At 29.2% G+C, this 12,502-nt stretch carries 11 protein-coding genes and 1 tRNA gene; 2 read left to right on the forward strand and 10 right to left on the reverse strand.

The window, feature by feature from the left end:
- Positions 1-61: 61 nt before the first annotated feature.
- Positions 62-135 (reverse strand) — tRNA-Met (locus Q4586_RS12740).
- A gap of 103 nt (positions 136-238) precedes the next feature.
- Between Q4586_RS12740 and Q4586_RS12745 the strand changes: the two genes are divergently transcribed.
- Positions 239-622 carry an START-like domain-containing protein gene (locus tag Q4586_RS12745; RefSeq protein WP_068703745.1) on the forward strand — a complete coding sequence of 128 codons (384 nt, stop codon included), beginning with the start codon at positions 239-241 and terminating at the stop codon, positions 620-622.
- 98 nt (positions 623-720) lie between these two features.
- The gene (locus Q4586_RS12750; protein ID WP_068703747.1) at positions 721-1,551 is read left to right on the forward strand and encodes an aminotransferase class IV; all 831 of its coding nucleotides are present in this window, start codon (positions 721-723) and stop codon (positions 1,549-1,551) included.
- On the opposite strand, the gene Q4586_RS12755 is transcribed toward Q4586_RS12750, so the two are convergent.
- The 9 genes from Q4586_RS12755 to Q4586_RS12795 all read right to left on the reverse strand — a co-directional run bounded on the left by Q4586_RS12755 (position 1,548) and on the right by Q4586_RS12795 (position 12,494).
- Positions 1,548-2,105, reverse strand: coding sequence for a YqgE/AlgH family protein (locus Q4586_RS12755; protein WP_068703749.1), 558 nt, complete (start codon positions 2,103-2,105; stop codon positions 1,548-1,550). The two genes, Q4586_RS12750 and Q4586_RS12755, sit on opposite strands and share 4 nt — an antisense overlap.
- A 91-nt stretch (positions 2,106-2,196) precedes the next feature.
- Positions 2,197-2,946 (reverse strand): LytR/AlgR family response regulator transcription factor, encoded by a 750-nt coding sequence (locus Q4586_RS12760; RefSeq protein WP_068703751.1) that lies wholly within the window; start codon positions 2,944-2,946, stop codon positions 2,197-2,199.
- Positions 2,943-3,785, reverse strand: coding sequence for a metallophosphoesterase (locus tag Q4586_RS12765; protein WP_068703753.1), 843 nt, complete (start codon positions 3,783-3,785; stop codon positions 2,943-2,945). Before Q4586_RS12765 ends, Q4586_RS12760 begins: the two co-directional genes overlap by 4 nt.
- Positions 3,786-3,787: 2 nt before the next feature.
- Complete coding sequence (locus Q4586_RS12770; RefSeq protein ID WP_068703755.1) at positions 3,788-5,773, reverse strand: sensor histidine kinase; 1,986 nt, start codon at positions 5,771-5,773, stop codon at positions 3,788-3,790.
- A gap of 98 nt (positions 5,774-5,871) precedes the next feature.
- Complete coding sequence (locus tag Q4586_RS12775; protein ID WP_303529572.1) at positions 5,872-6,954, reverse strand: hypothetical protein; 1,083 nt, start codon at positions 6,952-6,954, stop codon at positions 5,872-5,874.
- Positions 6,955-6,981: 27 nt separating this feature from the next.
- The gene (locus Q4586_RS12780) at positions 6,982-7,197 is read right to left on the reverse strand and encodes a hypothetical protein (RefSeq protein ID WP_068703759.1); all 216 of its coding nucleotides are present in this window, start codon (positions 7,195-7,197) and stop codon (positions 6,982-6,984) included.
- A 128-nt stretch (positions 7,198-7,325) separates the two neighbouring features.
- Entirely contained in the window at positions 7,326-7,919 is a 594-nt protein-coding gene (locus tag Q4586_RS12785; protein ID WP_068703761.1) for a TetR/AcrR family transcriptional regulator, read from the reverse strand.
- Between the two features lie 10 nt (positions 7,920-7,929).
- The gene (locus Q4586_RS12790; RefSeq protein WP_303529573.1) at positions 7,930-9,351 is read right to left on the reverse strand and encodes an efflux transporter outer membrane subunit; all 1,422 of its coding nucleotides are present in this window, start codon (positions 9,349-9,351) and stop codon (positions 7,930-7,932) included.
- Between the two features lie 5 nt (positions 9,352-9,356).
- Positions 9,357-12,494 (reverse strand): efflux RND transporter permease subunit, encoded by a 3,138-nt coding sequence (locus Q4586_RS12795; RefSeq protein ID WP_303529574.1) that lies wholly within the window; start codon positions 12,492-12,494, stop codon positions 9,357-9,359.
- Between the last annotated feature and the right edge of the window lie 8 nt (positions 12,495-12,502).

Below are 12,502 nucleotides of genomic sequence, written 5' to 3' on the forward strand. Positions count from 1 at the left end.
CACGGTGTTTTTAAAAAAAATACTCTGAGAACCCTATTTGAATAGGGTTTCAGAATATCAGTAGCGAAGAGCAGATTTGAACTGCCGACCTCAGGGTTATGAATCCTGCGCTCTAACCAACTGAGCTACCTCGCCGAATGCGGGTGCAAATATAGAACTTATTTGCTATTAAGCAATAAAAAACGAAGTTTTTTTTTAAAAAAATAAAGATATATCTTGCCAACTTAAGAAAAAACAAATGAGTAAAGTAAAATTCGAATTAGAGTTTCCTATACATGCATCACCAAGTATGTTGTATAACTGTTTAGCAACTCCTTCAGGATTAGAAGAATGGTTTGCAGATAGAGTAAATTCTCGCGGGAAATTAATCACATTTATGTGGGATGATTCTGAAGAAGAAGCAAAAATTTTAGCAAAAAAGACCAATGAGCGTATAAAATTTAAATGGGAAGAAAGTGAAGATGACGAAAGTTATTTTGAGTTTAGAATACAAGTAGACCCTTTAACAAAAGATGTGGTGGTAATTGTAACCGATTTTGCAGATGATGAAGATGCTGTTGATGAAGCAAAAATGTTATGGGAAAGCCAAATAGAAAGTTTAAAACATAGTATTGGAGCATAATCTTTTAGAACTGATAATAAAAACTCGACATTTTGTCGAGTTTTTTTATGGCTACTAATAAGCTAAGCTGTAAATTTGCAATCAAATTTTTTTGAGGAATGGTAAATTTTAATGGAAATATAATAACAGAAAAAGCATTACAGTTATCTACTAATAATAGAGCGTTTAAATATGGTGATGCTATTTTTGAAACCATAAAAGTAGTAAATACTAAAGTTGTTTTTATTGAAGATCATTATTTTAGATTGATGGCATCAATGCGAATGCTACGTATGAAAATTCCGATGAAATTTACCTTAGAGTTTTTACAAGAAGAAATTTTAAGAATAACAAAAGAGCTTTCAGGTGTTGGTACATATAGGGTTCGATTAACAGTTTATAGAAAAGATGGCGGTTTTTATAACCCAAAATCAAACGAAATAGATTATTTAATTGAAGCTTCAGAGTTTAATTATGTTGAAAAATCAAATTATAAAGTCGATTTATATAAAGATTTTTATAACTACTCTGGCTTGTTATCAACAATAAAAACATCTAATAGAATGTTAAATACATTGTCAGCTATTTTTGCAGATGAAAATGATTTAGATAACTGTATTTTATTAAATGAGCGGAAAGGAGTTGTTGAAGCAACCAATGGAAATGTTTTTATTATAAAAGATGATGTTATAAAAACGCCTGCTTTAAATGAAGGCTGTATTAAAGGAATTGTTAGAAAAAAAGTAATTGAAATTTTAGAAAAACATCCTGATTATACTATCGAAGAAACTGTGATTTCTCCGTTTGAATTACAAAAAGCTGATGAAGTTTTTGTAACCAATGCGATTATAGGTATTCAACCTGTTACTAATTATCGAAAAAAAGTATTTACATCAATAATAACTGATAAAATAAAAAGTAGCCTTAAATTATTAACAATAACAGGTTAATTCATTTGAATATCGCTAGGAGCATTAGCCCAAATTTTATATTTACCACCTTTTTGTAGTAGTTTTTCTTTCCAAAGACCTTCATTATTAGTGGTTAGTATATTTTTGTAGTCGTTTTCTGAAATAAACCAAGAATCTGTATTTAATTCATTTTCAAGCTGATTTGTTTCCCAGCCAGAATATCCTAAAAAGAACCGAATATCTGTTGGTTTTAACTTGTTTTCGATTAAAAGCTGTTTTAATAATTCAAAATTACCACCCCAATAAATACCATTAGCAACCTCTATACTGTTAGGAATTAGTTGTGGTACTTTATGTATAAAATACAAATTATCTTGTTCAACTGGGCCACCTTGATAAATTGTAAAATCACAATCTATTTCAGGTACTAAATCGTTTAAAACATAATTTAAAGGTCTGTTTAAAATAAAACCAACAGCACTTTTTAAAGTATGTTCGGTTAATAAAATAATGGTTCGTTTAAATGAACTATCATTTAAAATAGTTGGATCAGCAATTAATAATCTGCCTTTTTCGGGTTTAAGAGCAACCATATACGTATTATTTTATCTGACTAAAATAAGTAAAAAATTAATAAAATTTTAACATTTTTATTATAATTTGTTTTAAAAAAGTAAAAAACGGTTATATTTTTTCTAATTTTAAAATAACTTCTTGTCGTTTTCGAACAGAAACAGGAATTGTTTTTTTATTTTTTAAAACTAAATAACCGCCATCAGATTTTATAAACTCTTTGATATACTGTGTGTTAACTAAGTGACTTTGGTGTACTCTTATAAAATCAAACTCTTTTAACATGTCGGCAAAATATTTAAGTGTTTTGCCTACCAAAATTTTTTGATTTTCAATTAAAAAGAACTCAGTATAGTTATTATCGGACTTACAACGTATAATATCATCTAGATTTACAACAATAATCTTATCAGAAGTGCTTAGAGAAATTTTTTGAGGGCGTTGATTGGGTTGTTTTATTGATTGTTGTAAAACGGTTAATTGTTCTTTGTCGGGTTTTAGTTGATTTTTAGCTTTGTTAATAGCGTTTGATAAATCTTCAGATGTATAAGGTTTTAAAATATAATCAATGGCAGCAAATTTAAAAGCCTTGACCGCAAACTCATCACTTGCAGTTACAAAAATAACTTTTGACGATAAATCTGGGTGAATTTCAAGAATATCAAAACCAGTACCATCACCAAGCATAATGTCTAAAAATAAAATGTCAGGTTGTTTTTTTCTTAATAAAATAGATGCTTCAACAACACTTTTAGCGGTGCCAATTATTGTTATTTCAGAATGAAATGTTAGAATGTCATTTTTTAGCATAGCTAACGCGTTAGGTTGATCTTCTACTAAAATTGCGGTTAATTTTTTCATACATCAGTTAATTTAAACGACGTTATTTCTGGTCTTACATTAAATCTAACCTGCCATAAGTGCCCTAAAGCCCTGTTTATATATAATGTTCTGCCATCATTTAAAACAATTTTACCTGCGGTGTATTTTTTGTTTTGTACGGGTAGCATTGGAGCCGGTAAGAAAGGAGGTTTTACTTGTCCTCCATGAGTATGTCCTGCTAAAACCCAACCTTTATAATTATTCCAAACATCTAAATCACATACATCAGGATTGTGACATAGTACAAGGTTCGCTTTTTTTGCATCATGTTGTAACATAACAGGTTTTGGGTTAAAATTTAGTCCCCAATAATCATCAAAACCGATGATGTTTAAACCGTTAAATTCTTTTTGTTGATTTCTTAAAACAGTAACACCAACTTCTTCTAATAATAAAGAAATCGTGTTTGCAACATTGGCTTGACGCCAGTTTTTACCATAATCATGATTTCCTAAAATGGCTACTGTTGCTATTTTACCTTTAACAGCATGTTTTAAAACTTCTTTTAATTGCTCAAATTGTTGCTCGTTTTCATAGGTTACAAAATCACCAGTATATACTACAAAATCAGGATTTTGTTTTTGTGCTTTTTTAAATGAGTCAATAATATAGCTATAATCAAAACGATTACCAACATGTATGTCGCTAAGTTGCATTAAAGTTTTACCGATAAGGTTTGTGGGTAGATTCTTTATAGGCATTTTTTGTTGAACAAATTCTAACCAAAATGGTTCTATTTGCCAGCTATATAATCCGCAAACAAATCCAGTTCCAAGTAATCCGAGGATTGATTTTTTTACAAATTTTCTTCTTTTCATAGTTAAAAATCAGTTTTTAAAGGAATTTTAAATTCAATTTTGGTTCCAATTATGCTATCTTTTTCTTTAATTTCATGAGCATTAAAAGTACTTTTTTTAGCTATACTTTTAATACGTTCTTTAGTAATTGATATAGCTAAAGAGTTATGTTGTTTTGAGTTTTGTTGCTTTTTTGATTGATGAATACCTATACCGTTATCAATAATACAGCAGTGTAAAAAACTTTTTTTACTATAAAAGTTAACGATTATTTTTCCATTTTTAATAGTGTTAATTCCGTGTTTAATACTGTTTTCTATAAAAGGCTGTATAAGCATTGGTGGCACCAAAACTTCTTCAGCGTTTAAATTTAAAGTTGTATTAATTTCGTATTCAAAAGAGTGTAAACTCATTTGTTGTTCTAATTCTATATAGTTTTTTAATATGGTTATTTCTTCAGATAAGTTAATTTCTTCTTGTCTAGAGTTGTGTAAAATTCCTCTTAATAAGGTTGCAAATTTTCCTACTGTAGTATTTAATTCTTTTATTTTTCCGTTATTTCCTAAGGCCTTAATTCCGTTTAAAACATTAAAAATAAAATGTGGATTCATTTGTAATTGCAAGGCTTTTTGTTCGAGCGATAACAAATGATTTTCTAGTTTTAACTTATCAATTTTAGCTTTATTTTTAGCTCTTATTCTTTTTATGTAAGTGTAAAGTAAAGTGCTAATAAATAGTGCTACAAAAGCGATTAAAGAAAGTTTAAACCATTTTTTTTGATGTATTGGAGTATCGATAAAAAAATGAAATTGTATAGGTTTACTTATAGTTTTACTTATTTTAGATTGTACGGTAAAAGTATAATTACCAGGATTTAAATATGGGAAGTCAACAGTATTTTTGTTTGTCCAGTTGCTATATTTATTGTTTAGCTTGTAGCGATATAAAATGTTTTTTGGAGCATTTATGTTTACTGTTTTATAGGTAAAAGATATGTGATTTTCGGTAGGTTTTAATGGTAGTGTTTTATTGTATTTATTAATATTTATGCTATCTAAAGATTTGTAAACAATTTCAATATTTTGAAAAGTAATTACTGGTTTTGATTTGAGAGTTGTTTTACTTTTTAGTTTATAAACACCTTGATTTTTTGTAGCAATCCAAATATTTTTTTGTTGATCTTGAAAAACCGTATGTATACGGTTGGTTTTTAAAGTATTGTATTTGTTAATGTTTTTTACAAAAAGCAGGTTTTTATCAAATATTTCAATTCCTTCATTTTTTGAAATAACCCAAAATTGATTGTTAATATTTTTAATGTTTGTAGTGCTTCTTATAGAGCCAATAGTAGTTTTAATTGTATCATTTACAATTAACTTAACACCATTGTTATAAGTTGTTGCAATAGTTTTATTTTCATCAAAAAGAATAGCGGTATAATGATCTAAATCAATTCTTTTTAATAGGGTAGGGTTAATTAAGTTGTCTAATTTCCATAAAGCTTTATTGGTAGCTACCCAATAAAATTCGCCATTAAACTTTAGGTCATTTATGGTATTTAAATCAATTTGAAAGTTAGTTCTAATATTTGAAAGAAAATCTTCACGAACTCTTAATATTCCTTTTTCGGTTCCTAAAAAAGTATGTTTTGGTGTTGTTAGTATACAGTTGATTTTTTTATCTTCAAAATTGTAAAAATCATTGTTGTTTTTAATACTTAAACCATTGTTTGTTCCAATATACAAAGAGTTTTTTGTAGCTGCTATTGTAGTTGTATTATTAGCTGCTAATTTGTTTTTGTAGTTGATAAAATCTATTCCATCAAAACGAGTAATACCTTTGTTGCTAGCAAACCATAGATATCCGTCATTATCTTGCGTTATGTCGATTATATTTAAACTAGGTAAACCGTCCTTTAAATTATAGTTTTTAAAAATGTTTAATTGAGCAATTGTTTGAGTTGCAATTGTGGTAAAAAAAAGAAAAAATAAATAATTTAAAAACTTCATATTAACAAACTTAATTAAATTAAACGTCATTGCAATTGAGTAATCTTTTTTATTGATTACTTTTTTAATTACAATGACGTTCTCCCCAATTATTTAATTTATTTCATAGCGTATAAACGCTTGTTATTGGTATCTGGTTTTATGTGTTTTAGGTCTCCGTAAGGTTTTGTTAAAGGTTTTAACACACATAAAACTGATGTTTTTCCTTTAATAAGTAGTTTACTTCCTTTTATTTTGTAAGTCCATCTGTATTTTTCTACAGGAATATTTAACTTATTTATTTTTACCATTAAGTCATCATCATTAGCTATAAAATCCATAATTTCTTCTTGCATAACAAAGGTTGGTATTTCATTATCTGAATGTAAATAATCAAGCTCTAAATTAATAGGGATATTAAACTGTTGTGTGTATGGCTCGCCGATGTAACGTTCTCTTTCATTTGTTAAGGCCGAAAACCAATCTATTTCTTTTTCATTTGGATATTTTTTTGCAATTTCTTTCGATAAATCTACTGTGCCTGGCGAATTAGCTGTTGGATAAAATACATAATATGGTTGCGCTAAATAATGGTTAGAAAACTCACCTCCAAAAATGTTAAAGTAAGGAGAGGCAACTATTTGCGGAACTTTATCAGTAGAAAATACTCTTTTTAAATTAGTTAATAATTCATCTTTTTTTCCCAATCCATTTGAATGAAATACAATCTTAGTATTTGAATTAATTCCTTTGTTTAATTTTGGAAGCGATTTTTTATTAATACTTTTTTGTAAAGATTCCGTTGTGATTTTGGCACCATTTATCACCGTTTCAAGATTCATGCCTTTAAAAGGATTACTGTAATTAACGATATGAATATCACCATACGGATTTTCAGTAGCATTTTTATTCATCCAGGTTATAATTTCTTCCAACGAATATTCTTCGTTGATAACACGGTAGTTTTTTTCTTTAAAATAAGCCCTTGCGCTATCGTAAAATTTACCATCACTTTTATCGTATCCGGCAATAAATACAATTGGTTTTCTAGAGGTTACATTAATTTCTTTTGCGGTTTCTTCTTTTTTAGCAATATTTCCCAGCTCTTGTGTATTTTTTTTTGTTTCATCACAACTTGTAAATGTTCCGATTAGTAGTAGTAATCCCATTACTATGCCTACTTTTAAAATGTGTTGTTTCATAGGTTTTATTTTTGAGGTTATTATTTATTATTGTTGTAAAATGATGGTTACATTTTTCTCTAAATTAAAATTTGTAGATAATTTATTTAAAATGTTAGGCAAGTTCCTGTCACTAAACCATTGACCATTTTTTTGTTTTTCAACAGAAGCTATTAATCCGTTGTTATTTATCTGTAATTTTAAGCTGTTGTATTTACTTAAATACATTTTTAATACTGATGAATAATTGTTGTCTGACCACATAATACTTGTTTTATACAGTCAAAATTAGGGAGGAAGTAAGGTGTAATTTGAAGTTAATTAGAATTCGTAGTAGATAAATTAGAATTCGTTGAAAAGGTGGCTATATAACTTAATTTATGCTTTTTAATTTACTCAAAGTAGGCATTAAAGTAGTTGTTGCTTAAGATACTTTTAAGGTTATAAATTACTAAATGTTTAAAAAGTTCATCTTTATTATACAGGTCAAATAAGTTATTTTCTTTAAAGACAAGGTTGTCAATTCTAAAAAAATAAATTTTAACTATTAATTTTAAGTTTACTTCTGGTTTGATATTACCAGAGATTTGTGCTTTTTTTAGTAGATTGTATACTGTTTTATTAGATAATTCTTCAATAAATACGTCAAACAAAGCACTTGCTTTTGGGTAGTATTTATTTAAACCAAAAAGAAAAGAGGGGTTAAAGTATTTTAAATACTCAAACCCTCTTTTATAAATTAATACAACACATAAAATAGGGTCGTTATTGTTTTCTTCAACAACATTATTTATATCTTGCCTATATTCATTTAATAAACTATCTAAACTAGAAGTAACTAGTTCTTCTTTATTATTAAAATAAGTATAAATTGTTTTTTTAGAAATACCAAGCGTATTTGCAATTTCATCTAACGTTACTTGTTTGCTTCCGCATTGGGTAAATTTAGTGATAGAAAATTTTAACAAATCTGCTTTAGTAATCATAATAATTTATTTATTTCCAACCTCCACCAAGAGCTTCGTATAAATCTACAATTGAAATCAATTGTTGTAGTTTACTGTCTATAATATTAAGTTCAGCACTTAATACGCTTTGCCTTGCTGTTAATAGATCTAAATAATTTGCATATCCATTTTTAAGTAAAATTTCAGAATTATTTTCTGCTTTACGTAGTGCTTCAACTTCATTTTTTCTAAATTCAAATTTTCTAACTTCAGACTCATAAGAGAATAAAGCATTTGAAACTTCACTACCAGCAATTAATAAAGTTTTTTTAAATTGAAGTAAAGATTGCTCTTGTTGTGAAAGTGCTACTTCTTTTTGTGTCTTTAACTTTCTCTTATTAAAAATAGGTTGTGTTAAACCTCCAATGATGTTTGTAAATAGAGAATTTGAGCTAAAAAGATCATCTATATCTAAACTTTGAAAACCACCATCTGCTGTAAGTGTTAATGATGGGTATAAGTTACTTTTAGCTACATTACTTAACTCAAATGACTGAATTAATCCAAATTCTGCAGCCATTACATCTGGTCTATTACTTAGCAATTTAGAAGGCACACCAAGAACAATTTCTTGTTCTATTTTCTGAAGATCTAAAGTACTTCTCTTAAAATTTTGAGGTGTTTTTCCTAATAGAATACTTAATGTGTTTTCAGTTTTAAAAATAGCACTTTCTATATCTACTTGTAAAGTTTTTGCACTATTGTATTGTGCAATATTTTGGTCTACAGCAACTTGAGTTACTTGACCAGCATCTTTTAATGCTTTTATAGTTGTAACACCACTTTCTCTTGTTGCTATGGTTTGCTTTGTTATTTTTAATTGTTCATCTAAAGCTAAAAGATTGTAATAAGTGTTTGCAATACTAGAGATTAATTGTGTTTTTACTAATTGATGACCAGCAACACTTTGCAAATAAGCTGCTTGCGAAGCTCTTTTATTGCTTCTTATTTTTCCCCAAATATCTGCTTCCCAAGATAGATTTGCAGTTAAATCAAACTGATCTGTAGATCTATCTGTTAAAAAAGCTCCAAATTGAGTGTTTTTAGATTGCATTTGATGTGTCCAGTTTGTTCCTACGTTTACAGAAGGTAAATAGCCTGCTTTACCTTGTTTAGCATAAGCTTCTGCAGATATTATTTGTTGTAAAGCAATACGAACGTCCATATTGTTTTGTAAACCTTCTGCAATGTATTGTTGAAGGTATTGGTCTGAAAACAATTTTTTCCAAGATACATCTGCAATAGACACGCTATCTTTAGGTAAATTTTCTGTTCTGTACAGTGCTTCAGTTTCAGTATTTAATTCTGGTCTTACGTAATCTTTTGCTACAAAACAGCTTTGTAGTATGAAGGCCATTGTAATTAAAACAAGTCCTTTTTGAAGATTATTTTTCTTTATAATTGATTTCATCTTTTTTATTCTTCTATTGTTTGTACTGCTGGTTTTCCAGAAATCTTTTCTTGTAACCATTGAAATAATATAAATAAGATAGGAATTACAAAAACTCCTAAAATAGTACCAATAAGCATTCCTCCAGCTGCTCCAGAACCAATTGAGTTGTTTCCTTCAGAACCAACACCTTTTGCTAACGCTAATGGCATTAAACCTAAAATAAAGGCAAAAGAGGTCATTAAAATTGGACGTAAACGTGATTTTGCTCCAAGGATTGCAGCATCAACAATACTTTCACCATTTTTTCGCCTAGCTAGCGCAAATTCTACAATAAGAATGGCATTTTTGGCGAGTAGTCCAATAAGCATAATCAATGCAATTTGGAAATAAATGTTATTTTCTAGCCCTAAAAATTTAGTGCTTATATATGCTCCAAATACACCAAATGGTAATGATAATACAACTGCAAATGGTAGTAAATAACTCTCATATTGTGCACTTAATAAGAAATACACAAATAGAATACTTAAAGCGAAAATAAATGCTGTTTGGTTACCTGCATTAACTTCCTCACGTGTTAAACCAGAATAAGCAACGGTATAATTACTTGGTAATTTTGCAACTTCTTCTTCAATAACTCTAATAGCATCACCTGTACTATAACCGTCATTAGTTGCACCAGAAATCATTGTAGAATTGAATAAGTTAAAACGAGTTACCGATTGTGGACCATACACTCTTTTTAAAGTTACAAACTGTGTAATTGGTGTCATTTCTCCAGATTCAGTTCTTACATACATGCTATTTAACGCATTTTCATCTGCTCTATCTTCTGGTAACGCTTGAATATACACTCTAAATTGTTTTCCAAATCTAGAGAAATCTGAAGTATAAATTCCACCTATATATCCTTGTAGTGTTGAAAATATACTAGTTACAGAAACTCCTTTTTCTTTTGCTAAAGGCACATTAACTTCCATTTCGTATTGAGGATAGTTTGTGTTGAATGCAGATGTTGCATATTTAATTTCTGGGTGACTCATTAATGCCATAGAAAACTCTTTATTAGCCTTATCTAAATCTGCAAATTCTCCTCCGAACTTATCTAATAAGTTAATTTCGAAACCAGAAGAGTTTCCAAAACCACGAATACTTGGTGGAGAAAAGAAAATGATGTTTGCGTCTGGAATTCTTGATGCTACACCAAATAATTTACCTGTAATAGCTTGTGCTGAAAGTGATGGGTCTGTTCTATTTGCCCAATCTTCTAGTTTTATAATTCCAAAACCAAAGTTACTACCAGCTCCACTAATTAAACTTCTACCTTTAATAAAGTTTACCGCTACAATACCATCGATACTTTCAATTTTATCATATAATTTTCTAGACACAGCATCTGTTCTGTCTAAAGATGCTCCTGGTGGTAATTCTATATTAGCAAAAATAATTCCTCTATCTTCATTAGGTACAAACCCGGTTGGAGTTGTAGACGAAGCCCAAAAGATTCCACCAATTGCTATTAACAATAGTAAAGCAGAAACAAATTTTCTTTTATATAAAAATTGTAATGATTTACCATAACGTTCTATAGTTGCGTTAAACCCGCGGTTAAATAAAGTATAAAAACGTTTTAGTGGACTTTTTCCTTTTAACGACGCGTCTTCTTTATGTTCTTTTAATAGTAAAGCACATAATGCGGGACTTAATGTTAATGCGTTTACAGCTGAAATTAGAATGGCAATAATTAACGTTACACCAAACTGCTCATAAAAAACACCTGTTGGTCCTGTTACAAAAGTTACTGGAATAAATACAGCTGCCATTACCAAAGTAATTGAGATAATTGCTCCAGAAATTTCGTTCATTGCAGTAAGTGTCGCTTTTTTTGGGTTCTTTTCTCCTTCGTCCATTTTAGCATGTACAGCTTCTACAACTACAATGGCATCATCTACCACAATACCAATTGCTAATACTAAAGCGAAAAGCGTTAATAAGTTAATTGAATATCCAAAAACACTCAAGAAAAAGAAGGTACCAATAATTGAAACAGGCACTGCAATTGCAGGAATTAATGTAGATCTAAAGTCTTGTAAAAAGATAAAAACTACTAAGAAAACTAATAAAAAAGCTTCTAATAAGGTGGTAATTACTTTATCAATTGAAGCGTTTAAGAATAAACTTGTATCATAAGGAACAAAAACATCTAATCCTTCAGGTAAATCTGCTTTTACTTGTTTTAAAGTTACTTTTATGTTTTCAATAATTTCTTGTGCATTAGATCCTTTAGTTTGAAAAATCCCCATAAAAACAGCAGGGTTTCCTTTACTCATGGCGTTAGATGCGTAAGATTGTGCATCTAATTCAATAGTTGCCACATCTTTTAAACGTAAAAACTCTCCGTTTCCTAAGGCTTTAATTACAATATCGCTGTATTGTGCTTCATCTTTAAAACGACCACTATAGGTCAATGTATATGAAAAAGACTCTCCATTATTCTGACCTAAAGATCCTGCTGCTGCTTCTAAATTTTGTTCAGTAATTGCTTTAGAAATATCAGAAGGAATTAAGTTGTATGATGCTAATTTTTCTGGATTTAACCAAATACGCATTGCATAATCTTGCTGAGAAAATACACTTACATCACCAACACCACTAATACGTTGCATTGCTGGTATAACGTTAATTTTTAAGTAATTCTGAATAAAAGTAGCGTCGTAATTATCGCTTTCTGAATACATAGAAATAAACATTAAGGCACTCGTTTCTTGCTTTTGAGTTGTAATACCTGTTTGTATTACCTCTTGTGGTAATAAAGGAGTTGCTCTAGATACACGGTTTTGCACGTTTACTGCAGCAATATCTGCATCAATTTCTTGATCAAAATATACTGTAATTTCTGCGGTACCGTTGTTAGAGGCTGTAGAGGTAATGTATGTCATACCTTCTACACCATTAATTTGCTCTTCAATAGGTACAATTACACTCTCTAATACAGTTTCTGCATTTGCTCCTGTATAATTTGCAATCACTTTTATTGTTGGTGGTGCAATATCTGGGTATTCTTCTATAGGTAAGCTAGTTATACTAATGACTCCTAGTAAAACGATGATAATAGATATCACTGTCGAAAGAACGGGTCTTTCAATAAATGTTTTTAACATGACTAATA

The sequence above is a fragment of the Tenacibaculum soleae genome (assembly GCF_030549005.1).
Taxonomy (GTDB): Bacteria; Bacteroidota; Bacteroidia; order Flavobacteriales; family Flavobacteriaceae; genus Polaribacter; species Polaribacter soleae.